The organism is Sanguibacter sp. TS_SC_8 (assembly GCF_055361235.1).
Genome location: NZ_CM143955.1, coordinates 1,563,980 through 1,586,694, shown reverse-complemented (window position 1 = coordinate 1,586,694; position 22,715 = coordinate 1,563,980). Strand labels below are relative to the sequence as shown.

General features: G+C 72.0%; 23 protein-coding genes. All 23 read right to left on the bottom strand.

Annotated features, from left to right (window positions below):
• Positions 1 to 5 precede the first annotated feature (5 nt).
• Positions 6 to 1,541: a YifB family Mg chelatase-like AAA ATPase gene (locus ACWA15_RS07190; protein WP_464058860.1), complete on the bottom strand. Its 1,536-nt coding sequence runs from the start codon at positions 1,539 to 1,541 to the stop codon at positions 6 to 8.
• Positions 1,541 to 1,900 carry a YraN family protein gene (locus tag ACWA15_RS07185; protein ID WP_464058858.1) on the bottom strand — a complete coding sequence of 120 codons (360 nt, stop codon included), beginning with the start codon at positions 1,898 to 1,900 and terminating at the stop codon, positions 1,541 to 1,543. The genes ACWA15_RS07190 and ACWA15_RS07185 overlap by 1 nt, the downstream gene beginning before the upstream one ends.
• A gap of 106 nt (positions 1,901 to 2,006) precedes the next feature.
• Positions 2,007 to 2,306, bottom strand: coding sequence for a DUF2469 domain-containing protein (locus ACWA15_RS07180; protein ID WP_464058856.1), 300 nt, complete (start codon positions 2,304 to 2,306; stop codon positions 2,007 to 2,009).
• 7 nt (positions 2,307 to 2,313) lie between these two features.
• A complete protein-coding gene (locus tag ACWA15_RS07175; protein ID WP_464058855.1) occupies positions 2,314 to 3,048 on the bottom strand; it encodes a ribonuclease HII in 735 nt (244 codons plus the stop codon).
• Entirely contained in the window at positions 3,045 to 3,758 is a 714-nt protein-coding gene (gene lepB, locus ACWA15_RS07170) for a signal peptidase I (protein WP_464058854.1), read from the bottom strand. Before lepB ends, ACWA15_RS07175 begins: the two co-directional genes overlap by 4 nt.
• A 242-nt stretch (positions 3,759 to 4,000) precedes the next feature.
• Positions 4,001 to 4,354, bottom strand: coding sequence for a 50S ribosomal protein L19 (gene rplS, locus ACWA15_RS07165; protein ID WP_464058852.1), 354 nt, complete (start codon positions 4,352 to 4,354; stop codon positions 4,001 to 4,003).
• 170 nt (positions 4,355 to 4,524) lie between these two features.
• Positions 4,525 to 5,301, bottom strand: a complete 777-nt coding sequence (gene trmD, locus ACWA15_RS07160; protein ID WP_464058850.1) for a tRNA (guanosine(37)-N1)-methyltransferase TrmD — start codon at positions 5,299 to 5,301, stop codon at positions 4,525 to 4,527.
• Positions 5,302 to 5,898: a ribosome maturation factor RimM gene (gene rimM / locus ACWA15_RS07155; protein WP_464058849.1), complete on the bottom strand. Its 597-nt coding sequence runs from the start codon at positions 5,896 to 5,898 to the stop codon at positions 5,302 to 5,304. It lies immediately after the preceding gene.
• Between the two features lie 143 nt (positions 5,899 to 6,041).
• The gene (locus ACWA15_RS07150; RefSeq protein WP_093183052.1) at positions 6,042 to 6,281 is read right to left on the bottom strand and encodes an RNA-binding protein; all 240 of its coding nucleotides are present in this window, start codon (positions 6,279 to 6,281) and stop codon (positions 6,042 to 6,044) included.
• A complete protein-coding gene (rpsP, locus tag ACWA15_RS07145) occupies positions 6,281 to 6,736 on the bottom strand; it encodes a 30S ribosomal protein S16 (RefSeq protein WP_464058848.1) in 456 nt (151 codons plus the stop codon). Before rpsP ends, ACWA15_RS07150 begins: the two co-directional genes overlap by 1 nt.
• A gap of 200 nt (positions 6,737 to 6,936) precedes the next feature.
• Positions 6,937 to 8,040: an amidohydrolase family protein gene (locus ACWA15_RS07140; RefSeq protein ID WP_464058847.1), complete on the bottom strand. Its 1,104-nt coding sequence runs from the start codon at positions 8,038 to 8,040 to the stop codon at positions 6,937 to 6,939.
• A 27-nt stretch (positions 8,041 to 8,067) separates the two neighbouring features.
• Positions 8,068 to 9,651, bottom strand: a complete 1,584-nt coding sequence (ffh, locus tag ACWA15_RS07135) for a signal recognition particle protein (RefSeq protein ID WP_464058845.1) — start codon at positions 9,649 to 9,651, stop codon at positions 8,068 to 8,070.
• A 105-nt stretch (positions 9,652 to 9,756) separates the two neighbouring features.
• On the bottom strand, positions 9,757 to 11,589 hold the full coding sequence (locus ACWA15_RS07130; protein ID WP_464058844.1) for a [protein-PII] uridylyltransferase: 1,833 nt from the start codon (positions 11,587 to 11,589) through the stop codon (positions 9,757 to 9,759).
• Positions 11,590 to 11,602: 13 nt separating this feature from the next.
• Positions 11,603 to 11,941 (bottom strand): P-II family nitrogen regulator, encoded by a 339-nt coding sequence (locus tag ACWA15_RS07125; protein WP_093183045.1) that lies wholly within the window; start codon positions 11,939 to 11,941, stop codon positions 11,603 to 11,605.
• On the bottom strand, positions 11,938 to 13,248 hold the full coding sequence (locus tag ACWA15_RS07120) for an ammonium transporter (protein ID WP_464058842.1): 1,311 nt from the start codon (positions 13,246 to 13,248) through the stop codon (positions 11,938 to 11,940). Before ACWA15_RS07120 ends, ACWA15_RS07125 begins: the two co-directional genes overlap by 4 nt.
• A gap of 155 nt (positions 13,249 to 13,403) precedes the next feature.
• A complete protein-coding gene (gene ftsY / locus ACWA15_RS07115) occupies positions 13,404 to 14,636 on the bottom strand; it encodes a signal recognition particle-docking protein FtsY (protein ID WP_464058841.1) in 1,233 nt (410 codons plus the stop codon).
• Between the two features lie 60 nt (positions 14,637 to 14,696).
• Positions 14,697 to 15,188, bottom strand: a complete 492-nt coding sequence (locus ACWA15_RS07110; protein ID WP_464058840.1) for a hypothetical protein — start codon at positions 15,186 to 15,188, stop codon at positions 14,697 to 14,699.
• 163 nt (positions 15,189 to 15,351) lie between these two features.
• On the bottom strand, positions 15,352 to 19,026 hold the full coding sequence (smc, locus tag ACWA15_RS07105; RefSeq protein WP_464058839.1) for a chromosome segregation protein SMC: 3,675 nt from the start codon (positions 19,024 to 19,026) through the stop codon (positions 15,352 to 15,354).
• Positions 19,027 to 19,204: 178 nt separating this feature from the next.
• Positions 19,205 to 19,639 (bottom strand): nucleoside-diphosphate kinase, encoded by a 435-nt coding sequence (gene ndk / locus ACWA15_RS07100; RefSeq protein ID WP_464058838.1) that lies wholly within the window; start codon positions 19,637 to 19,639, stop codon positions 19,205 to 19,207.
• Positions 19,640 to 19,690: 51 nt separating this feature from the next.
• The gene (locus ACWA15_RS07095) at positions 19,691 to 20,065 is read right to left on the bottom strand and encodes a DUF4233 domain-containing protein (protein WP_464058836.1); all 375 of its coding nucleotides are present in this window, start codon (positions 20,063 to 20,065) and stop codon (positions 19,691 to 19,693) included.
• Between the two features lie 225 nt (positions 20,066 to 20,290).
• Positions 20,291 to 21,028, bottom strand: a complete 738-nt coding sequence (gene dhaM / locus ACWA15_RS07090) for a dihydroxyacetone kinase phosphoryl donor subunit DhaM (RefSeq protein WP_464058834.1) — start codon at positions 21,026 to 21,028, stop codon at positions 20,291 to 20,293.
• The gene (gene dhaL, locus ACWA15_RS07085; RefSeq protein ID WP_464058833.1) at positions 21,025 to 21,666 is read right to left on the bottom strand and encodes a dihydroxyacetone kinase subunit DhaL; all 642 of its coding nucleotides are present in this window, start codon (positions 21,664 to 21,666) and stop codon (positions 21,025 to 21,027) included. The genes dhaM and dhaL overlap by 4 nt, the downstream gene beginning before the upstream one ends.
• 53 nt (positions 21,667 to 21,719) lie before the next feature.
• Positions 21,720 to 22,715, bottom strand: coding sequence for a dihydroxyacetone kinase subunit DhaK (dhaK, locus tag ACWA15_RS07080; RefSeq protein WP_464058832.1), 996 nt, complete (start codon positions 22,713 to 22,715; stop codon positions 21,720 to 21,722).

Below are 22,715 nucleotides of genomic sequence, written 5' to 3'. Positions count from 1 at the left end.
CGCGCTCACAGCCCCTGTCCCCGGGTGCGCAGCAGGAGAGCCTGCCCGATCTGGTCGGCCCCGGGGCGCCCCCGGCCGGCGAGGTCCGCCAGGGTCCACGCCACCCGCAGCACCCGGTCCGCCCCGCGCAGGCTCAGCGTGCCACGCTCCAGAGCGCGGTCCAGGTCCCCGAGCAACGACCGGTCGCCTCCCAGCCGGGCGCGCAGCCACGTCCCGGGCACCTCGCTGTTCGTGGTCCAGGTCGTCGCGGCGAGCCGCTCACGCGCGGCACCCCGCGCGGTGGCCACCCGGGCGGCCACCGCCGCCGTCCCCTCGCCGGACGCCTCCCCAGCCATGTCCAACCGGGTCACCGGGTGCACCTCGACCTGCAGGTCGACTCTGTCCAGCAACGGCCCCGACAGCCGCGCGAAGTACCGTCGCCGCGCCATCGGCGTGCACGTGCAGGCGAGACCCTTGCCGATCGCCAGGCCGCACGGGCACGGGTTGGCAGCCAGCACCAGCTGGAAGCGCGCAGGGTATCGGGCGCTGCCGGCCGCCCGCTGGATGACCAGCTCCCCGTGCTCGAGGGGCTGGCGCAGGGTCTGCAGCACACGCGGTGAGAACTCCGGCGCCTCGTCCATGAACAGCACCCCACGGTGCGCCCGGCTGGCCGCCCCCGGTCGTGGGACCCCGGACCCGCCGCCGACCACCGCGGCCGGGGTCGCCGTGTGGTGCGGGTCCTCGAAGGGGGGCCGGACCATGAGGCCGTCGCTGGGATCGAAGGTCCCCGCGATCGAGTGGACCGAGGTCACCTCGACCGCCTCCGCCTCGGTGAGGTCGGGCAGCAGCCCCGGGAGCCGAGCCGCCAGCATCGTCTTGCCGGTGCCCGGCGGGCCGACCATGAGCAGGTGGTGCCCGCCCGCCGCGGCGACCTCGAGGGCCACCCGCGCGTGCAGCTGCCCGACGACGTCGCGCAGGTCCGCACGCTCCTGCGGCTCCCGCGTGGGCCCCGGGCGGAACGACCGCACCGGGACGGGTGGGACAGGCACCGCTGCGCCGTAGGCGTGGGCGACCTCGGCGAGGGTGTGCACGGCGATGATCGTCGCCCCCGGGACGAGCCGCGCCTCCGCCTCGTCCTGAGCCGGCACGACGAAGCGCGTCACCCCGTGGCGCATCCCGGCCACGACCGAGGGCAGCACGCCGCGGACGGAGTGCACCCGCCCGTCCAGACCGAGCTCGCCCAGGTGCACCGCTCCGGCGGGGGCTGAGGGGTTGATGAGGCCGGCACCGGCGAGCATGGCGACGGCGATCGCGAGGTCGTAGCCGGACCCGGACTTGGGGAGCGAGGCCGGGGAGAGGTTGACGGTGACCTTGCGCTGGGGCAGCACGAGACCGGCCGAGGACAACGCCGCCCGGACCCGGTCACGGGACTCTGCCAGCGAGGCGTCGGGCAGGCCCACGAGGGAGAAGCCGGGAACGGAGGCGGCCAGGTGCGCCTCCACCTCGATGACGTACCCCCGCAGGCCGAGGAGAGCCACCGCGAGGGTGCGGCCGAGCGCCATCAGCTGATCCCCGCGATGTGCTCGACGCGGGCCACGCCGTCCGGGCCCAGGATCACGGCCAGGACGTCGATGCGGATGGACGCGGCCCGGGGCGCACGTTCGGTGAGCCACTGCCCGGCCAGGCGTTTGAGCCGGGCGAGCTTGGCCACCGTGATCGCCTCCGCGGGGTGACCGTAGCCCAGCCCCGTGCGGGTCTTGACCTCGACGACGACGATCTCGTCGCCGTCCCACGCGACGATGTCGAGCTCGCCCCGGGTGCCCCGCCAGTTCCGCTCGACGAGCACGTACCCGGCATCGACCAGGAACCTCGCCGCGACGTCTTCACCGCGTCGGCCGACCGCTGCTCTGCTGTCCGTCATGACCCACCTCCGACGCCCACTGTGCGTCGCGGCGGCGGTCAGGTCACGGGCGGGGCGCGACCGCGGTGGACGCCCTCGTCCCTGGCCTGGCCTGTGGGCGGACTGTTCAGAGCTCGAGCTCTGCCTGGACCAGCTCCTCGACGTTCACGTCCTTGAAGGTCACCACGCGCACGGACTTCACGAACCGCTTCGAGCGGTACACGTCCCAGACCCACGCGTCGCTCAGTCTCAGCTCGAAGTACACCTCGCCCGCCGCGGACCGCACCTGCAGGTCGACGTTGTTCGCGAGGTAGAACCGTCGCTCGGTCTCCACCACGTAGGCGAACAGCCGCACCACATCGCGGTACTCGCGGTACAGCGCGAGCTCCATGTCGGTCTCGTAGTTCTCTAGGTCCTCAGCGCTCACTGGACCATCATGGACCATCGACGCCCTGCGGGTCGGCACCGACCACGCCGGGCAGGTTCCAGCTCAGCCGGTGCAGCGGGCTGGGGCCGCGGCTGGTCAGAGCAGCGACGTGCTGGGAGGAACCGTAGCCCTTGTTGCCCACCCAGCCGTACTCGGGGTGCACCGTGGCCAGCGTCGTCATCTCTGCGTCTCGTCGGCACTTGGCCACGACGCTCGCCGCCGCGACCGAGGCGCAGCTGAGGTCGGCCTTGACGCGGGTGTGCACCGCGGGGGCGCGGTAGCCCTCCGGCGCCGGGAGCTCGGGGTCCTCCAGGAGGCTCAGCAGGTCCGGTTCCGGCTCGGTGAGCCAGTCGTGGGAGCCGTCCAGCAGGACGACGTCGACCGGCCCGACGACCAGCGCCACCTCGACCAGCGCGCGCTGGCCCGCGAGGCGCAGCGCACGGATGATCCCCACCGCGTCGATCTCCGCCGACGACGCGGACCCGACCGCGCAGGCGAGCGCCCAGCCGTCGATGAGGGGCAGGTACTCGGTCCGGGCCCGGGCGGTGAGCATCTTGGAGTCGGTCAGCCCGACCGGGCAGGGGCCCGTCCCGGAGTCGACCACGCACACACCGACGCTCACCGGGCCGGCCAGCGCCCCGCGACCCACCTCGTCCATCCCGGCGACCAGCCGAGCACCCGCACCGAGCAGCCGGCTCTCGTGGACGAGGTCGGCCGGGGGCGTCGTGGCGTGCTTGGTCACGGCTCTGGGACGTCCTCGAAGGTCTCCCCGGGGTTGCTGAGCCACCCGAGGCTGCTCATCGGCCAGACCTTGACGAAGGCCGTCCCCACGACGTTGTCGAGAGGCACGAACCCGCCGCCGGGGCTCCCGCCGTTGTACCGGGAGTCGCTCGAGTGGGCGCGGTTGTCGCCCATCACCCAGAGGAAGTCGTCCGGAACGATCTGATCGAACTCGACGACCGACGGCGCGGACCCGGGCTTGAGGTAGGGCTCGTCGATCGGCTGATCGTTGACGCTCACCCGCCCCTGGGAGTCGCAGCACCTCACGTGGTCGCCACCCACCCCGATCACCCTCTTCACCAGGTGCTCTCCGGCGTCCTGGGGCAGCAGGCCGATGAACGTCAACCCGTCGGTCACGCCCTGCTGGAACGGGGTACGGTCGGGGACGGGTGTCCCCTGCAGCCAGGTCCCGGGGTCCTTGAACACCACGACGTCGCCGCGGTGGACATCGAACACACCGGGGACCATCTTGGAGACGAGGATGCGGTCACCCTTGACGAGGGTGTCTTCCATGGACCCGCTCGGGATGAAGAAGGCCTGGACGAAGAACGACTTGATGATCCAGGACAGCACGAGCGCACTGACCAGGATGATGAGCACCTCCCGCAGGAAAGAGCCTCGCTTCGGCTTCGTCGCCGCGTGCCGCTCGCCTGTCTGTTCGTCTGATGTCACCCGCATACTGTGCCACCTCCCGGCCCTGTTCATCGAACGCAGTCGCCTCATCCAACGCAGTCGCCTCATCGACCGCAGTCGCCACTCGTGTCCTTCGCTGCGATCCCCGGGACGACGACGGGCGGCCACCGTGGAGGTGACCGCCCGTCGCAGATCGTGCTCGGCCTGACCTGCGCGTCAGTAGACGCGCTCGGCGCAGCTCAGCAGGCCCGCACCACCGTCACCGGTGGGCGGGCGCCACATCACTTCGCGGGCTCGCGCTTCTCCTTGATCTTGGCCTTCTTGCCACGGAGCTTGCGCAGGTAGTACAGCTTCGCGCGACGGACGTCACCGCGGCTGATGACCTCGACGGACTCGATCGAGGGGACGTTGATGGGGAACTTGCGCTCCACACCGACACCGAAGCTGATCTTGCGGACGCTGAACGTCTCGCCCACGCCGCCGCCGTGGCGGGAGATGACGACGCCCTGGAACGCCTGGACGCGAGAGCGGGTGCCCTCGACGACCTTGACGTTGACCTTCACGGTGTCGCCGGCGCGGAAGGCCGGGATGTCGGTGCGCAGCGATGCTGCGTCGACGCTGTCAAGCGTTTTCATGTGTTCTCCCCGCCCTGCCACAGGTCAGGAACGTGTTGTGGGCTGCGCAGGAGCGCAGCCGATTCAGCAGATGAGGGTGGATCGTGCTGAGGTGGACGCCCCTGTGGCAGAGTCCGGTCCAGCACACACCAAGGAGTCATTCTGCCACACCCCGAGGTCCTCGACGAGCCTCAGGGCCGCCGGAGCGCGCCGTCGGCGCCGGGGAACCAGCCGTGTCCGGCGAGCAGCGCCAGGTCGGCCTTGTCGAGGGCAGCGGGGTCGAGAGCGGCGATCATGTCGGGTCGACGGTCGATGGTCCGCTCGATCGCCCGGTCGCGGCGCCAGCGCACGATCTTCGCGTGGTGACCGCTGAGCAGCACGTCAGGGACGTCGAGCTCCGCCCAGGACGGCGGCTTGGTGTACACGGGGTACTCGAGCAGTCCCGCCTCGCCGTGCGACTCCTCCACGAGCGAGGCCGGGTTCCCGATCACCCCGGGCAGCAGCCGGGCGACAGCCTCGATCATGACCAGCGAGGCGACCTCCCCGCCGTTGAGGACGTAGTCCCCGATCGACATCTCCCGCACGGTCCCGCCCTCGCGGCGGTGGCGCTCAGCGACGCGGGCGTCGATGCCCTCGTAGCGCCCGCACGCGAAGACCAGCTGGGGCTCGGTGACGAGCGACTCGGCGACCCGCTGGGTGAACGTCTCCCCCGAGGGGGTCGGCACGATGAGCGTCCCACCGGGCTGCAGGACCTCGTCGAGCGCGGCGCCCCACACGTCCGGGCGCATGACCATCCCGGCCCCGCCCCCGAACGGGGTGTCGTCGACGGTGCGATGACGGTCGGTGGTCCAGCTCCTCAGGTCGTGGACGGCAAGATCGAGCAGCCCGGACTGGGCCGCCTTGCCGACCAGCGAGAGGCTCAGCGGTGCAAGGTAGTCCGGGAAGATGGAGATGACGTCGATGCGCATCTAGCGGTCACCGTCGGCGGCGTCGGCCTCTTCGGTGCCCTCAGTGCCCTCAGCGTCCTCGGTGCCCTCTGGGAGCGCGACGTCGAGGTTGGCCTTGTCCCGGGCCAGCAGTCCTCCGGGCGGGTCGAGCACGACCTTGCCACCGGGGACGTCGACGACCGGGACCATGTGCCGGATGAACGGCACCAGGGTCCGGGTCCCGTCGGTCTCGCGCAGGACGAGCATGTCGTCGGAGGGCAGGTGCTCGAGTCCGATGATCGTCCCCACCACCGTCCCGTCCGTCAGCTCGGCACGCAGCCCGGTGAGCTCGTGGGGGTACCAGGCGTCCTCCTCCTCGGAGGCGTCGGCGTCGATGACGAGCTCGATCCCGCGAGCGTTCTCGGCTTCGGTCCGGTCGTTGAGCTCGGCGAAGGTCACGTGCCAGCGCCCGTTCTGGATCCGGTTGGCCACGACCGTGAACGGCCCGGACTCGGCGGGGACCGCCCGCAGCACCTGCCCGACGGCGAACCGCAGCTCCGGGTCGTCGGTCCGGAGATCGAGTGCGACCTCTCCACGCAGGCCGTGCGCGCGACCGATCTTGGCGACGGTCAGTTCCATTACGACTCCTTGAGCGATCCGTGCGGGGTGATACGGGGGCGGTGCGGGGCGCAGCGGGACGGCTGCGGGTGCAGACAGATCGAGGCCCGGCTGCCTCACGGCGGCCGGGCCTCGGTCATCGGTGTCGCGTCAGCCCGAAGGCCTCAGCGACGGTCCACGTCAACGACGTCTACGCGAACTGAGTTGTCCCCAGCAAGCGCGCCGACGACGGTTCGTAGCGCTCGCGCGGTACGACCCCCTCGGCCGATCACCCGGCCGAGGTCTTCGGGATGAACCCGGACCTCGAGGAGCTCGCCACGGCGCAGGGCCTTGGCGTTCACTTGCACGTCATCGGGGTTGTCCACGATGCCGCGCACCAGGTGCTCGAGAGCGTCGGCCAACATCAGACCTGCTCCTCCGCGGGAGCGTCGGCCTCAGCGGCAGGCGCGGCGTCGGCGGCGGCGGACGCAGCAGCGGCAGCCTTCGCCTCGGAGGCCTTCGCCTTGACCTTCTCGGCGTCGGACGCGGCAGCGGCGACAGCCTCGGCGACGGCCTCGGCGGTCGGGCGCTCCTTGGTCCGCAGGGTGCCCTCGGCGCCCGGCAGGCCCTTGAACTTCTGCCAGTCACCGGTGATCTTGAGGAGCACAGCGACCTGCTCGGTCGGCTGTGCGCCGACGCTGAGCCAGTACTGCGCACGCTCGGAGTCGATCTCGATGAACGACGGCTCTTCGGTCGGGTGGTACTTGCCGATCTCCTCGATCGCGCGGCCGTCACGCTTGGTGCGTGAGTCAGCGACGACGATGCGGTAGTACGGAGCGCGGATCTTGCCGAGACGCTTCAGACGAATCTTGGTGGCCACAGTGGTGGTCTCTCCTGGTTCTGATGAATGGGCGGACGTTGCTGCTTCCCGGTGGGGCCAGGATGCGCTTCGGTCCAGGACAGGGCTCTGAACGGTGAGAGGGGCCGAACAAGCCGAGTACAGGGGGTCATTCTGCCAGAGATCGCCGCGGGATCCAACTGGCCAGGTCTGGTCCCCCAGGGCGGCCCGTCAGGGCAGCGTCACTGCTGGCTGACGAGGCGACCGCGGAGGATCACCGCGAGCGGGGACCGCAGCACTGCGATGTTGGCCCGCGGGTCCGCCGCGTAGACGACGAGGTCGGCGGAGGACCCGTCGACAAGCTCCCCGAACCCCAGGTACGCCCGGGTCCGCCAGCTCGCGGCGGCGACCACCTCCCGGGCCGGGATGCCCGCGGCCACGAGCTCTGCGCACTCGGCCGCGATCTGCCCGTGCCGGATCGTCCCGCCGGCGTCCGTGCCGACCAGCAGCCGGACCCCGGCCTCGTGCAGGGCAGCCACGTGCCGGTAGCGACGGCGGTGCATCCGTCGCATCCGCGCCGCGTAGGTGGGGAACTTCGCCAGCGCCTGGGCGGCGATCGCGTCGAACCTGCCCACCTGCAGCAACGTCGGGGTGACCGCGACGCCGCGGCGCACCACCTCGTCGATCTGGGTGTCGGTGAGCCCGGTCCCGTGCTCGAGGCAGTCGACGCCCGCCGCGAGGAGGCCGTCGATCGCCTCCGTGGAGAAGGTGTGGGCGGTGACCCGGGCGGCCTCGGCACGGGCGGCCGCGACGGCGTCGGTCAGCTGGGCGGTCGACCACAGCGGCGTCAGGTCACCACGGTCGCGGTCGATCCAGTCGGCGACGATCTTGACCCAGCCGTCACCGGCCGCTGCCTCCTCCGCGACGGCCCCCGCCAGCTCGTCAGGGGATTCCAGCTCCCGACCGAACCCGCGCAGGTACCGTCTGGGACGCGCGAGGTGCTGACCGCAGCGCAGGATCCGGGGGAGGTCGTCGTGCTCCTCCATCCACCGGGTGTCGCTCGGGGAGCCGGCGTCGCGCACCAGGAGCACCCCGCTGTCGCGGTCGGTGACCGCCTGCTCACGTGCCTCCTCGGCGCTGACCGCACCGGTCGGCCCCAGCCCGACGTGGGCGTGGACGTCGACGAGGCCCGGGACGGCGAAGCCCTCGAGGTGCACCGTCTCGGCGCTGAGCCCGGACGGCCGGGTGAGCACGACGACGCCGTCCTCGACCCAGACGTCACCGAGCTCGCGACCGTCCCCGAGGGTGATGTGGCCGTGGATGTGGAGAACCGGCTGCTGGCTCACGGTGTCCTTCCGGTGATGGTCCCTCGGTCATCGACCGAGGAACTTCTCCAGCCCGGGTGGCAGCTCGAGCGGTGCTTGCGACTCGGCCGGCCGGCCCACCCCGAAGGACGACCCGGGTGCGGCGGGCGGTGCCTCGATCGCAGCCCGCTGCTCGGCGGCGCGCTTGGCCGGGTTCCCGGACTTGCTCTTCTTCCCGCGCTGGGCCGGGACCTGCTGGCGGCCGCGGGCCTTCTTGCCGCCCATGCCCGGCAGGTTCCCCATGCCCGGCATGGCCATGCCCCCGCCCCGGCTCATCTGACGCATCATCTTCTGCGCGCCGACAAAACGGTCGAGCAGCTGGTTGACCTCGGTCGTGGTGACCCCGGAGCCCTTGGCGATACGGGCGCGTCGGGAGCCGTTGATGATCTTGGGCGTCTCCCGCTCGGCCGGCGTCATGGACCGGATGATCGCCTCGACGCGGTCGACCTCACGCTCGTCGAAGTTGTCGAGCGCCTCACGCATCTGCCCCATGCCCGGGAGCATGCCGAGCATCTTCTTCATCGAGCCCATGTTGCGCATCTGCTGCATCTGGACGAGGAAGTCGGCGAGGGTGAAGTCCTTGCCCGAGGCCATCTTGTCGGCCATGACCTGGGCCTGGTCGGCGTCGAACGCCTTCTCGGCCTGCTCGATGAGGGTGAGCACGTCACCCATGTCGAGGATGCGGGAGGCCATCCGGTCGGGGTGGAAGGCCTCGAAGTCGGTGAGCTTCTCACCGGTCGAGGCGAAGAGGATCGGGCGGCCGGTGACCCGGGCCACGGACAGCGCCGCACCACCGCGGGCGTCGCCGTCGAGCTTGGAGAGCACGACGCCGGTGAAGTTCACACCCTCGGCGAAGGCCTGCGCGGTCGCGACCGCGTCCTGACCGATCATCGCGTCGATGACGAAGAGGATCTCGTCCGGGCTCGTCGCGTCGCGGATGTCCGCGGCCTGCGCCATGAGCTCGGCATCGACGCCGAGCCGTCCGGCGGTGTCGATGATGACGATGTCGTGCTGACGCGACCTGGCGGTCTCGACGCCGGCGCGGGCGACGGCGACGGGGTCCCCGGCCGAGACGCCGGACTGGCCCTCGGCGCCCTGGTTGCCGGGGCTGGGTGCGTAGACCGGCACGCCGGCCCGCTCCCCCACGACCTTGAGCTGGGTGACGGCGTTGGGGCGCTGCAGGTCGGCGGCGACGAGCAGCGGCGTGTGGCCCTGCTCGCGCAGGTACAGCGCGAGCTTTCCGGCGAGCGTCGTCTTGCCGGCGCCCTGCAGGCCGGCGAGCATGATCACGCTCGGCGGGTTCTTCGCCAGGTTCAGGCCGCGGCTCTCGCCGCCGAGGATCGCGACGAGCTCCTCGTTGACGATCTTGACGACCTGCTGGGCGGGGTTGAGCGCGCCTGAGACCTCGGAGGAGAGCGCGCGCTCCCGTACCGTCCCGGTGAACTCACGGACCACGGAGACTGCGACGTCGGCATCGAGCAGGGCCCGGCGGATCTCCCGCACGGTCGCGTCGATGTCGGCCTCGGACAGGCGTCCCTTGGTCCGCAGGTTCTTGAAGGTCGATGTCAGACGATCCGACAGAGTGGCGAACACCGTTGCAATCCTCACCGTTCGCTCGTGATGTCACGCGGGTGCGCCCTCGAGGGGCGTGTGCCGCGTGTCTAGACGTGAAGCGCCCAGACTACCGGGTGCAGCGGCTCATCGTGGCTCGCCCGTGCTCAGCCCTGTGCCCGGCGCCCGGCCGAGCTCGGCGATCCCCCGCCGGAACAGCTCGTCCACGAGGCTCGCCCGCCAGGTCGTCCACGTGCTCGACCCGAGCGAGGAGCCGTCCGCCTCGGTGAGCGCCCGCAGCACCTCCAGCAGCTCAGGCCGGTGGTCGACGGCGTCGAGCAGCTCGGCGAGGGTCGCCGGGTCGTCGGGATCGTGGCTGACGGCGAGGCGGGACAGGGTCAGGTGGTGGGCGACCATACGGGTCACGTCGTCGACGACGTGCTGCTCGAAGCCCATCCGGCTCAGGATCACCGGGACGAGCTCGGCGCCGGTGACCGAGTGGTCGACGGCCCCGGCGCGCTTGCCGATGTCGTGCAGGAAGGCCGAGAGCAGCAGGACGTCGGTGAGCTCGACGCTCTTGTGCCAGTTCCGGGCCCGGGAGACCACCTCGATGAGGTGCCGGTCGACGGTGTGGCGGTGCGCTGCGGCGCGCTGGGGGCGGTTGCGCACCCCGGCCCACTCCGGGATCCAGGTCGTCACCACGCCGGCGAGGTCGAGGGCCTCCCACACCGGGATCTGGGACACCCCTGAACCGAGCACCGTGAGCAGCGCCGAGCGCGCCGCACGGGGCCACGGCACGGGCAGCGGGGGGCACTGCGCGAGGCTGGACACCGAGACCGGGGAGATGGTCAGGCCGGTGCGGGCCGCGGTCGCCGCCGCACGCAGCGCCAGGAGCGGGTCGCTCTCCGGGTTGGCCGCGATCGCCAGCACCAGCTCGCCGTCGTGCTCGACGAGACCGTCACCGACCGAGCGCAGGCGGGGTGCGGCGCGGCGTCCGCGGATCATCAGCGGGCGGGTGATGAGCGGTCGTTGGAGCGCCTGTCGGGCCCGGCGCACGGTCGTGTCCAGGCCGTAGGAGATCTCCCGGCCGGCCTCGGCGAGGCTCGCGAGGAAGTCGTCCGGGTCGGGGTAGCCGCACAGCGCGGCGACCTCGTCGAGGTCGGCCAGGCCCAGCCGGTTGGTGTGCCGGCGGGTGGTCAGCTGGAGCGCGTCGCGGGCGTCGAGCAGGTGCGCGTAGGCGCGGTCGACGGCGCCGTGCGGGCGGTCGGTGAGCCAGGTGGCGGCCAGCGCCGTGAGGATGACCGCGTCGCGGATGCCGCCGCGGGCCTCCTTGAGGTCCGGTTCGATGAGGTAGGCCAGCTCTCCGTGCCGGGTCGCGCGAGCCTTCGTGGAGGACAGCAGCTCCGGGAGCCGGCGTCGCGAGGCCGCGCGCCAGTCGCTGAGGACCGCGGACGTCGCGCGGTGGGCGACGACGACGTCCCCGGCGATCGGTCGCACGTCGAGCATGCCGATCGCGGCAGGCAGGTCCTTGGAGGCGACCTGCCGGCACTGGGCGAGGGATCGTACGGAGTGGTCGAGGTCGAGGCCGGCGTCCCAGATGGGGTACCACAGCTTCTGGGCGAGGGCCTGGAGCTGGTCGCCCGAATGGGTGCGCCCGTCGTGGATGAGCACGAGGTCGAGGTCGCTCGTGGGGCCCAGGTCGCCGCGGCCCAGGCTGCCGACCGCGGCGAGGGCGATCCCGGAGGTGTCCGCGCCGGCGGTGGCCTCCTCCCAGAGACCCGCGAGCTGGGCGACTACGAGGTCGACCAGGGCCTCGCGCCGGGAGCGCCCCTGCTCGGGTGCGACGTGCCCGTGGGGTCCGGGACCGCTGAGGCGGCCCGCGAGGTCGAGCACCTGGGACCGCAGGCCCCGTACCGCGGACGGGTACGGGGCCTGCGACTCGCGCTCGCCACGCTGGTGAGGCTGTGGCTGGTCTGACATGGGCAGTGCTGCCCTAGAGGGCCGCGGCGCCGTGCTCGCCGGTCCGGACTCGGGCGACGTCGTCGACCGAGACGGTCCAGACCTTGCCGTCACCGATCTTGCCGGTCTGGGCGGCCTGCACGATCACCCCGGTGACCACGGCTGCGTCGTCGTCTTCCACGAGGACCTCGATGCGGACCTTGGGCACGAGGTCGACCGTGTACTCGGCGCCGCGGTAGACCTCGGTGTGACCCTTCTGACGGCCGTAGCCGCTGGCTTCGCTGACGGTCATGCCGCGCACTCCCGCCGCCTCCAGGGCCGACTTCACGTCGTCCAGCCGGTGGGGCTGGATGATTCCGGTGACGAGCTTCATGACTTGACCTCCGTAATGACCCGGCCGCCGCCGATGGTCTCGTATGCACCTTCACCGTGGACCGCGAGGTCGATCCCGCCGACCTCGGCGTCCTCGCTGACCCGCCATCCGAGCGTGCTCTTGATGCCCAGCCCGATCACCAGGGTGACCACGCCGGAGAAGACGATCGCGACGACGGCGATGAGGATCTGGATGACCAGCTGGTCGAAGCCTCCACCATAGAAGAGGCCGGTCTCGGTGGCGAGGAATCCGACACCGACCGTCCCGACGAGGCCACCGACGAGGTGGACCCCGACGACGTCGAGGGAGTCGTCGTAGCCGAACTTGTACTTGAGTCCGACGGCCAGGGCGCACAGGACACCGGCGACCGCACCGAGGATCAGCGCGCCGATCGGGCTGAGGGTCCCGGCAGCCGGGGTGATGGCGACCAGACCGGCCACGACACCGGACGCGGCACCGAGGGAGGTGGCGTGCCCGTCGCGGATCTTCTCCGTGACCAGCCAGCCCAGGATGGCCGCGCAGGCCGCGGTGGTCGTGTTGACCCAGGCCAGGCCGGCCGTCTCGTTGGCTCCGAAGGCGGAGCCGGCGTTGAAGCCGAACCATCCGAACCACAGCAGGGCCGCGCCGAGCATGACGAACGGAAGGTTGTGGGGACGCATGGGCTCCTTGCGGAAGCCCTTGCGTGCGCCGATGATGAGCACGAGCACGAGGCCCGCGACACCGGCGTTGATGTGGACGACCGTGCCACCGGCGAAGTCGATCGGGGCGACCGTGGCCACGCCGTCGGTGGTGCCGAAGATCTTGGCCGCGAGGCCGTCGGGTGAGGCGGAGAGGAGGCCACCGCCCCAGACCATGTGCGCCAGCGGGAAGTAGGACAGCGTCACCCAGATCGCGGTGAAGACCATCCAGCTGCCGTACTTGACGCGGTCCGCGATCGCTCCGCTGATCAGCGCGGTCGTGATGATCGCGAACGTCACCTGGAAGGCGACGTCGACGACCTGCGGGTAGTTGCCCAGGGTGCTCACGACTGCCTCACCGGCATCGTCGAAGATCGTCCCTGAGAGGCCGAACTGGTCGAAGGGGTTGCCGATGATTCCACCGACATCACTCCCGTAGGACATCGACCAGCCCCACAGGACGTAGACCACGCCGATGACGCCCATCGCGCCGAACGACATCATCATCATGTTGAGCACTGACTTGGCGCGGACCATGCCGCCGTAGAAAAAGGCCAGGCCAGGTGTCATGAGGAGCACGAGAGACGCTGAGATCAGCATCCACGCAGTAGCCCCGGTATCCCATTCCATCGGATCATCTCCCATCCCAGCCGGCGGCCGGTCGTAGACAACTCTGATCGAGCGGGGTTTCGGCGGTCGTGCGTGCACGTTTCGGTCCGGTGACGAGATGGCCCTGCAGGTAAACGTTGTGTTACGCGGGGCTGGTCAGCCGCTGTCAGCCGCTGTCAGCCCTGCAGCAGCCCGTCGACGAAGTCCTCCGCGACGAAGGGCGCGAGGTCGTCTGGGCCCTCACCCAGGCCCACGAGCTTGACCGGGACGCCGAGCTCACGCTGGACCGCGACGACGATGCCGCCCTTGGCGGTCCCGTCGAGCTTGGTCAGCACAATCCCGGTGACGCCGGCGACCTCGGCGAAGACCCGGGCCTGGTTGAGGCCGTTCTGCCCGGTCGTGGCGTCGAGCACGAGGAGGACCTCCGACAACGGCGCCTCCTTGGTGATGACCCGGCTGATCTTGCCGAGCTCGTCCATCAGTCCCGCCTTGTTCTGCAGGCGGCCGGCGGTGTCGACGAGGACGACGTCGACGCCGCGCTGGCGCCCGGTCCGGACCGCGTCGAAGGCGACCGCTGCGGGGTCGGCTCCGTCCTTGAAGGAGCGGACGGTCTCCACGCCCACGCGGGCGCCCCAGGTCGTGAGCTGGTCAGCGGCCGCCGCCCGGAAGGTGTCGGCCGCGCCGAGGATGACCTCGTTGCCCTCCGCCACCAGGACCCGCGTGAGCTTGCCGACGGTCGTCGTCTTGCCGGTGCCGTTGACGCCGACGACGAGCAGGACGGCGGGGACCTTCTCCCCCGCCGCGTTCGTCGTGGGAGCGGTGTTCAGGCTGCGGTCGAGGGTGGGGTCGACGAGCCGGACGAGCTCGGCCCGCAGCATGGCGCGCACGCCCGCGGGGTCCTTGACGCCCTGCACCCGGACCTGGGTGCGCAGCGCGTCGATGAGCTCGGCCGCGGGGCCGGCGCCGATGTCGGCGAGCAGCAGCGTCTCCTCGAGCTCGTCCCAGTCGTCCTCGCTCAGGTGGTCGCGGGAGAGGACGGCGAGCAGCTTGGCTCCCAGCGGGGACCCGGACCGCGCCAGGCGGTCCCGCAGCCGGGAGAGGCGCCCGGCCGGTGCCTCGGGGACCTCGATCTCCGGGACGGCGACGAGGGTGTCGTCACGGGTGTCGCCCAGGATGCCCGACGGCGCGCCCCCGGCACCACCGGACAGGTCACCCGGCGCGGACGCGTCGGTGAGGTTGGTCGGTGCCCCGGGGGTGGTGATGGTGGTCCCGGCAGGACCCGCCGGGTCACCGGTCGTGATCGTCGGCGGCGGCGACTTTCGCCGCTTCGAGGACGAGAATCCCAGGAGTCCCAGCCCCAGGAGGGTGAGGACGGCGAGTGTTATCCAGAGCGGCAGCAGATCATTCACGCCTGAAGTCTCTCAGGAGAGGGCGCACTCCCGCACCATGGAGAGCTGGCGAGGGGTCCGTCAGCGGCGCAGGTGCAGGTGCAGGGCGTCGCTCAGCTGCGCAGAGTCGAGGTAGGCAGGCTCGGAGGTCGCGGTCGCCTCGAAGAAGTCCTCGAACGACGTGTTGGACTCCGATGCGTGCGGCTCCTGGTCGAGCAACTCCTGGTCGAGCAGCTCCCGGTCGGTCGGCCCCGCCGCGCCGCGGCCTGCGCTCCCCGGCCGCCGAGCGGTCCACCGGACCTGGGTGGGGCGCTGCCCGGCGAGCACGGAGACCCGCTGGGGGCCGTCGTCGGTCTCCGACCCGGGCGCGTCACCGTGCCGCAGCCGCCTGATCCGGGCGCGCAGGGTCGACGCGCCGGAGCGGAAGTCCCACCACAGCGACGTCCACGCCGATCTCGGGGCGGATTCGTCGGTGCGGTCGGACGGGTCTCCCGGAGAGACGATCCCGGCGAAGAGCAGGACCCCCACAGCGACGACGACCGCAACCACCAACCACACATACATCTCGACCATGCCCCAGTGGTAGCACGCCGCGGGGCCGGGAGCCGCGTCGAGGAGGCGGATGCGCGAGGTCCACGTCCCATCCGCACCCAATCTCCACGGGCTGGGCAGGTCGGGCCGGGCAGCGGGTTGGACAGGGCGCACGAGAGGCGTGACGGGGAGAGACCCGGCAGGTTCACACCTCGGTCGGTTCCCGCAGTCGCTGGCTGATCACCGTCGTCACGCCGTCCCCGCGCATCGTCACGCCGTAGAGCGCGTCGGCGATCTCCATGGTGCGCTTCTGGTGGGTGATGACGATCAGCTGGCTGTCGCGCTGCAGCTCGACGAAGAGGTCGAGCAGCCGTCCCAGGTTCGTGTCGTCGAGCGCCGCCTCGACCTCGTCCATGACGTAGAAGGGGCTGGGGCGCGCCTTGAAGATCGAGACGAGCAGCGCGATGGCGGTCAGCGACCGCTCCCCGCCGGAGAGCAGGGAGAGCCGCTTGACCTTCTTGCCGGCCGGCCGCGCCTCGATCTCGATGCCGGTCGTGAGCATGTTCGCGGGGTCGGTGAGCACCAGCTGGCCCTCACCTCCGGGGAACAGCCGGGGGAACACCTGGGCGAACTGCGCCTCGGTGTCCCGGTAGGCCTCGCTGAACACCTGCTCGACGCGCTCGTCGATCTCGCGGACGAGCTCCATGAGGTCAGCACGCGAGCGCTTGAGGTCGCTCAGCTGGTCGGTGAGGAACTTGTGGCGCTCCTCGAGGGCAGCGAACTCCTCCAGGGCGAGGGGGTTGACCCTGCCGAGGGCGGCCATCGCCCGTTCCGCGGTCCGCAGTCGCTTCTCCTGCTCGACGCGGACGTAGGCCCGGCCGGCTGGCTCTGCGGGGTGAGCGGGGTCGTCAGCGCCGGCGGGGTCGTCAGCGCCGGCGGGGTCGTCAGCGCCGGCGGGGTCGTCAGCGCCGGCGGGGTCGTCAGCGCCGGCGGGGCCCTCAAGGACCGGGACCGGGCGGTGCGGGCCGAACTCCTCGACGAGGGTCACCGGGTCGAGGCCGAGCTCGTCGACGGCACGCGCCTCGAGCGTCTCGATCCGGAGCTGGCGCTGCGCGCGGGCCACCTCGTCGCGGTGCGCGACGTCGGTGAGGCCGCGCAGGTCGGCCATCAGGGCGTCGACGGCGGCCCGCAGCGAGGTGCGCTGCTCCTCCCGGGCCACGCGCGCCGCCTCGGCCTCGTCCCGGCGCGCGGCGGCCTGAGCGATCGAGCGCTCGAGGTGAGCCAGGGTGGTGTCCGCGCCCTCGCGCACGGCCTCCGCCCGAGCGGTCTGGCGCAGCCGGCGGTGCTCGCGCTGGGCGGCGCGCTCGCGCACCGCCCGTTCGTTCGCCGCGGCCCGCTCGAGACCCTGCGCGCGGCCGGAGACCGCCCTGGCCCGTTCCTCGCTCGTGCGCAACGCCAGCCGCGCCTCCGTCTCCGCCGCCCGAGCGCGGGTGGCGTGCTCGTTCGCCCGGTCCCGGTCGGCCGTCCGCTGGGCGACCACCTCCTCGGACTGCTCCGGTGCGGCCTGGGCCACCTCGAGCCGGGCGGTGAGCTCGGCGAGCCCGTCACGCTCCTGGGCGAGGGCCCGCTCGGCGGCATCGAGACGATCCTGGATCCGCACGGACTCCTCGTGGGCCGCGCGGGTCGTCGCGCCCAGCGCACCGAGCTGCTCGGCGACGGCGGCGAGAGCGGCGTCGGACTCGTTGAGCCGGGCCAGGGTGGTGTCGTGCCACCGGCGTGCGGCGCCCTCAGCCTCCACGGCCTCCGCGCGGGAGTCGTGGGCACGGGCCAGCCGACCTTCGGCGTCGACCTGCGCCGCGCGGGCTTCGTCGAGGGCCGCCTGCAGGTGCAGGACGCTCGGTGCGGCGGCCGATCCGCCCCAGGCGCGGTGCGCGCCCAGCACGTCGCCGGTGCGCGTGACCGCGGTGAGCTCGGGGCGATCACCGACGAGCCGCTGCGCGGCCGCGAGGCCGTCGACGACGACGACCCCGGTGAGCAGACGGTGCACCGCCGCACGGATCGAGTCGGCCGGGCGGACGAGGGCCGCGGCCCACACCGCGCCGTCGGGCAGCGCAGCGGGCTCGCCGACCGCCGCCCCGCTGGTGGGTGTGCCCACGCCGCCGACGATCGCGCCGGAGATGACCAGGCTCGCCCGTCCGGCGTCGTCGGTGCGCAGCATCCGGATGGCGTCCGCGGCGGCCTCGGTGGAGTCCACGGCGACCGCGTCGGCGTGCGGGCCGAGGGCCGCGGCGATCGCGTCGGCGTAGCCGGGCTCGATGCTCAGCAGGGCGGCCATGGAGCCGATGGTGCCGGTCAGGGTGTCCGCGGCGAGCAGCGCCCCGGCACCGTCCTTGCGGGTCAGACTCAGCTCGAGGGTCTCGGCGCGGGCGATCCAGGTCGCGCGGTCCCGCTCGGCCGCCTCACGGTCCCCGAGCACCTCACGCAGCGTCGCGGAGGCGGCGTGCAGGGCGACGACGGCCTGTTCGTGGTCCGCGTCGAGGTCCTCCTCGCCCTGGACCGCCCCAGCGACCTGCGACTCCAGGTCGCCGAACGCTCCACGGGCCTGCTCGCCCCGTGCGCGGGCGGCGTCGAGGGAGGCGCGCAGCCGGCCGATCTCGGCCTCGGTCGCCGCGGCGGTCGACCGCTTGGCGGCTACCCGACCAGCGAGCCGGGCGAGGTCTTCGCGCTGGTCAGCGACCCCGCGCGCGGCGAGGGTCAGCGCCTTCTCGGTGGCCGCGGTGGCTGCCTCGGCACCGGACCGAGCGGCGGAGAGGTCAGCGAGCCGGGCGGCCCGGTCCGCGACCTCGGCCGCGAGCTCGGCGTCGGCGGCTCGGGCGCGGGCGGCCTGGGCGTCGAGGTCGCGCGGGTCGGGGCCCAGCTGGGTCGTGGGCTCGCCGGAGAGCAGCCGCAGCCGCTCGGCGGCGAGGGTCCGGGTGCCGGTCAGCCGGTCACGCAACGACCCCAGGGCATACCAGGTGGCGTTGGCCTCGGCGACAGCCGGTCCGGCGGTGGTGATCTGCGCCTCGACGGCGTCCAGCTCGCTCCTGCGGTGGGCGAGGGTGGTCTCCACCTCGCCGGCCCGGGACCGCAGGGCGCTCTCGTCGGCGACCTCCTGCTCGAGGGTCGCGGTGAGCTGGGCCAGGTCGTCGGCGAGCAGCCGAGCTTTGGCGTCACGCAGGTCGGCTGCCACGACGGCGGCCTTGCGAGCCATCTCGGCCTGACGGCCCAGCGGTCCGAGCTGGCGGCGCAGCTCGGCCGTGAGGTCACCCAGCCGCACCAGGTTGCCTGACATCGCCTCGAGCTTGCGCAGCGCCTTGTCCTTGCGCTTGCGGTGCTTGAGGACGCCGGCCGCCTCCTCGATGAAGCCGCGGCGTTCCTCGGGGGTGGCGCGCAGCACGGCGTCGAGCTGGCCCTGCCCGACGATGACGTGCATCTCCCGGCCCAGGCCGGAGTCGGAGAGGAGGTCCTGGATGTCGAGCAGGCGGCACGAGGAGCCGTTGATGGCGTACTCCGAGCCGCCGTTGCGGAACAGCGTCCGGGTGATCGTCACCTCGGCGTACTCGATCGGCAGCGCACCGTCGGTGTTGTCGATGGTCAGGGACACCTCGGCGCGGCCCAGCGGGGGGCGCCCGGAGGTGCCGGCGAAGATGACGTCCTCCATCTTGCCCCCGCGCAGGGTCTTGGCGCCCTGCTCCCCCATCACCCAGGCCAGGGCGTCGACGACGTTCGACTTCCCCGAGCCGTTGGGTCCCACGACGCACGTCACCCCGGGCTCGAAGCGCAGCGTCGTCGCCGAGGCGAACGACTTGAACCCGCGCAGGGTGAGTGTCTTGAGGTGCACGCCCCACAGACTAGTGGCCACCCCCCACAAACCGCCCCACCCACCGCTGAGTGCGGGGAGAAGGCTGCCTCGTGTCCGTTATGGGCAGCCGATCCCCCGCACTCAGCGGGTGGGGCCGGGGTGGGTCGGGGTGGGTCGGGGTGGGGGTGGGTGAATCGGTGGGGCTGAGACGGGTGGGTCAGAGGGTGGGGAACCAGAGGGCGATCTCGCGGGCGGCGGACTCCTCGGAGTCGGAGCCGTGGACGAGGTTCTGCTGAACCTTCAGGCCCCAGTCGCGACCGAGGTCACCGCGGATCGTGCCGGGGGCAGCGGTCGTGGGGTCGGTCGTCCCGGCGAGGGACCGGAAGCCGGGGATGACGCTCTGTCCCTGGGCGACGATCGCGAGGACCGGTCCGGACTTCATGAAGTCGACGAGCGGGGCGTAGAACGGCTTCCCCTCGTGCTCGGCATAGTGGGCGGCGAGCAGGGCGTCGTCGGCGTTCTTCAGCTCGACGGCGACGAGCTCGTAGCCCTTGGCCTCGATCCGGCGCAGGATCTCCCCGCTCAGGCCGCGGCGGACGCCGTCGGGCTTGACGAGGACGAGGGTGCGGGACACGGCTGGTGAGGTGGTCATGGTCCAAACCCTAGCCGGTGCGGGTCGGCGACCCGCTCGGCGACCGCCCGCTCAGGAGACGTTCGGCGCCTGGTCGGGGTGCGCGGCGTCGTAGGCGGCGCGCTCCCGGTCGATCTTCGCGCCCAGCCACAACGAGACCACCCACATCGCGATGAAGACCGCCGCGACCGGGAACATCAAGGGGATGACGAACCCGATGGCCAGGACCGGGATCTGCACGGCAGACCCGGCGATGTAGCCGCCGGGGGCGCTCACCACCCGGCTCAGCACGATGAGCACGAGGGCCAGCAGCCCACCGGCCAGCCACACCCTCGACGACGGGGCGCCGGAGAGCTTGTCCGCCACCAGCGTTGCGAAGAGCACCACGAAGGCTTCGAGGACCAGCATCGTGGAGGTGAACTGTGGCTTCGCAGCCTTCTTCCTCACGATCCTCGGCGTCGCGGGCGACGCGTCCGAGGGGTCCCGGACGGGACCGGACTGCGCAGGCAACTCTGATGAGCTCACGGACTCAGGATACCGAAGTCGGTGCGCCCTTCGGGTCCCCGGCGCCCGTCTCGTCCGTGTCGGAGGTCACGTCCGCGGTGTGCACCGACCCGGTGGGGCCTCGACACAGACCCGGGAGCAGACCCAGGCCTCGCCGGGAGCTGCGGCTCAGGCCTCGCCGAAGCCACCCTCGACCGCCTCGGTGATCGCGGCGACGGCTTCGCGTGCCTGTGGTCCGGTGGCCACCACGGCCAACTCCTGGCCCCCGGTCGCCCCGAGCTTCATGAGCTCGAGCACGCTCGCCCCGTTGACCCCGTTGACGGTGACGGTCGCGTCGAACCCGGCGATGAGCCGGGCCAGCACGGCCGCGGGCCGCGCGTGCAGGCCCAACGGGTTGCGCACGCGCACGGTCCCCTCGCTGGTCCCTGGGGCCCGCTCGACGGCCCGGTCACCCGTGTCACCTTCTCCGGGAGTCCCGCCCGACGGCGTGCCGCTGGCCGGGCCGCCACGGGCCGCGAACATCGTCCCGGCATGCTCCGCGGACCCGAGCACCTCCGCGACCGTACCCCCGCCGTGGGCGGTCACCGCTGCGGCGACGCACCCCTCGACGAAGGGCGCGTCGGCGAGCACGACACGCTCGGCGTCGTCGGACAGCACCTCGAGCACGGACTCCACGGTGAGGATCGCCGACCCGAGGTCGGCGAGGACGACGACGCCGTCCGCAGCGCCCAGGCCCCGCGTCACCGCGTCGAGGACGCGGTCGTAGCTCGTGCCCAGCGTGCCGTCCGGGTTCCCACCGGCGGCGAGGATCTGGACCTCGGGCGCCATCTGCTGGGCGAGGTCGACAGCTCCCTGCGCGAGACGTTCAGAGTGCGAGACCAGGACCAGGGCGACCTGGGCGCTCACGCCGCGGCCCCGCACGCGCGGACTGCTGCCTGCAGCAGGATCACGCTCGAGGCGGCGCCCGGGTCCTTGTGCCCGGCGCTGCGCTCCCCGAGATAGCTGGCCCGACCCTTCGTGGCGACGAGCGGGGTGGTGGCCTCCGCTCCGGCTGCAGCTGCCTGTTCCGCCGCGACGAGCACCTCTTCGGGGCTCGCGCCGGAATCCGCGGCGTGGACCGCGGCGTCCACGGCGGGTGACCAGGCATCGACCATCGTCTTCTCCCCCGGCTGCGCCTTCCCTCGCGCGGTGATGCCCTCGAGGGCCCCCTCGAGCAGGGCGACGACGGCCTGGGAGTCCAGCTCGGCGAGGCCGCTGACCTTCGCGGCCCGCAGGAACGCTGTCCCGTACAGCGGCCCGGAGGCCCCGCCCACCGACGACATCAAGGTCGTGGCGACGGTCTTGAGCACGTCGCCGATCAGCGGCGGCGGTTCCTGGATCGAGTCGAGCTTGGCGACGACGGCCTGGAATCCCCGGTTGAGGTTCTCCCCGTGGTCGCCGTCACCGATCTGCCGGTCGAGCTCGACCAGCTCGTCCTTTGCCGCGGCGATCGCCGCGGCACTCTCTCGTGCCCATCGCTGTGCCCATGCCACGTCCAACGTCATTCCTGCCTCAGTCCCTCTCTAGACAGCCTGTACCGCTCCCGTGGAGACGGACGTCACCAGCGCAGAGCAGCGGTGTGGACCGGTGCGTCCCACAGCTCGGTGAGCTCGTCGTCCAGTCGGAGCACGGTCACCGAGGCGCCCTGCATCTCCAACGACGTCACATAGTTCCCGACGAGCGAACGCGCCACGACGATGCCGCGTTCTTCGAGGAGCCGGTGTGCCTGACGATAGACCACGTAGAGCTCCGACTGCGGCGTGCCGCCCATTCCGTTAACGAACAGCAACACATTCTCCCCGCGGCTGACCTCGAGGTCTTCCAAGATCGGGTCGAGGAGCATGCCGGTGATGACGTCGGCCGAGGCCGCAGGGATGCGGTGGCGGCCGGGCTCACCGTGGATCCCGATCCCGATCTCCACCTCGTCGTCGGTGAGGTCGAAGCTCGGGCGCCCCACGTGGGGCACCGTGCAGGCGGTCAGCGCAACACCCATGGACCGGACGTTCGCGTTGACCCGGGCCGCGATCGCCGCGACCGAGGCGAGGTCGTCGCCGCGCTCGGCGGCCGCGCCGGCGATCTTCTCGACCGCGACCGTCCCGGCCACCCCACGCCGTCCCGCGGTGTAGAGGGAGTCCTTGACCGCGACGTCGTCGTCCACCACCACGACCGCGACGGTCACCCCGTCGTCCTCGGCGAGCTCGACGGCGGTCTCGAAGTTGAGCACGTCGCCGGTGTAGTTCTTGACGATGGCGAGCACGCCGGCCCCGCTGTCCGCGGCCGTCAGCGCGGGGAGGATCTGGTCCGGGGTCGGCGAGGTGAACACCGCGCCGGGGACCGCGGCGTCGAGCATGCCGACACCGACGAAGCCGGCGTGCAGCGGCTCGTGCCCGGACCCGCCGCCGGAGACCAGGCCGACCTTGCCGGGCACCGCACCCCCGCGGCGCAGGACCAGGATCGGGTCGCTGCGCACCTCGACGATGTCGGAGTGCGCCCAGCCGAAGCCTTCGACGGACTCGGCGACCACATGCTCGGGGTCGTTGATGAGCTTTTTCAT

What these genes read in the sequence shown, in the direction of transcription:
- ACWA15_RS07190 (WP_464058860.1), bottom strand. Translation starts at nt 1,541, where the DNA reads ATGGCGCTCGGCCGCACCCTCGCGGTGGCTCTCCTCGGCCTGCGGGGG.
- ACWA15_RS07185 (WP_464058858.1), bottom strand. Translation starts at nt 1,900, where the DNA reads ATGACGGACAGCAGAGCAGCGGTCGGCCGACGCGGTGAAGACGTCGCG.
- rplS (WP_464058852.1), bottom strand. Translation starts at nt 4,354, where the DNA reads ATGAAAACGCTTGACAGCGTCGACGCAGCATCGCTGCGCACCGACATC.
- trmD (WP_464058850.1), bottom strand. Translation starts at nt 5,301, where the DNA reads ATGCGCATCGACGTCATCTCCATCTTCCCGGACTACCTTGCACCGCTG.
- rimM (WP_464058849.1), bottom strand. Translation starts at nt 5,898, where the DNA reads ATGGAACTGACCGTCGCCAAGATCGGTCGCGCGCACGGCCTGCGTGGA.
- ACWA15_RS07150 (WP_093183052.1), bottom strand. Translation starts at nt 6,281, where the DNA reads ATGTTGGCCGACGCTCTCGAGCACCTGGTGCGCGGCATCGTGGACAAC.
- ACWA15_RS07130 (WP_464058844.1), bottom strand. Translation starts at nt 11,589, where the DNA reads ATGTCAGACCAGCCACAGCCTCACCAGCGTGGCGAGCGCGAGTCGCAG.
- ACWA15_RS07125 (WP_093183045.1), bottom strand. Translation starts at nt 11,941, where the DNA reads ATGAAGCTCGTCACCGGAATCATCCAGCCCCACCGGCTGGACGACGTG.
- ACWA15_RS07120 (WP_464058842.1), bottom strand. Translation starts at nt 13,248, where the DNA reads ATGGAATGGGATACCGGGGCTACTGCGTGGATGCTGATCTCAGCGTCT.
- ACWA15_RS07110 (WP_464058840.1), bottom strand. Translation starts at nt 15,188, where the DNA reads ATGGTCGAGATGTATGTGTGGTTGGTGGTTGCGGTCGTCGTCGCTGTG.
- ndk (WP_464058838.1), bottom strand. Translation starts at nt 19,639, where the DNA reads ATGACCACCTCACCAGCCGTGTCCCGCACCCTCGTCCTCGTCAAGCCC.
- dhaL (WP_464058833.1), bottom strand. Translation starts at nt 21,666, where the DNA reads ATGACGTTGGACGTGGCATGGGCACAGCGATGGGCACGAGAGAGTGCC.
- dhaK (WP_464058832.1), bottom strand. Translation starts at nt 22,715, where the DNA reads ATGAAAAAGCTCATCAACGACCCCGAGCATGTGGTCGCCGAGTCCGTC.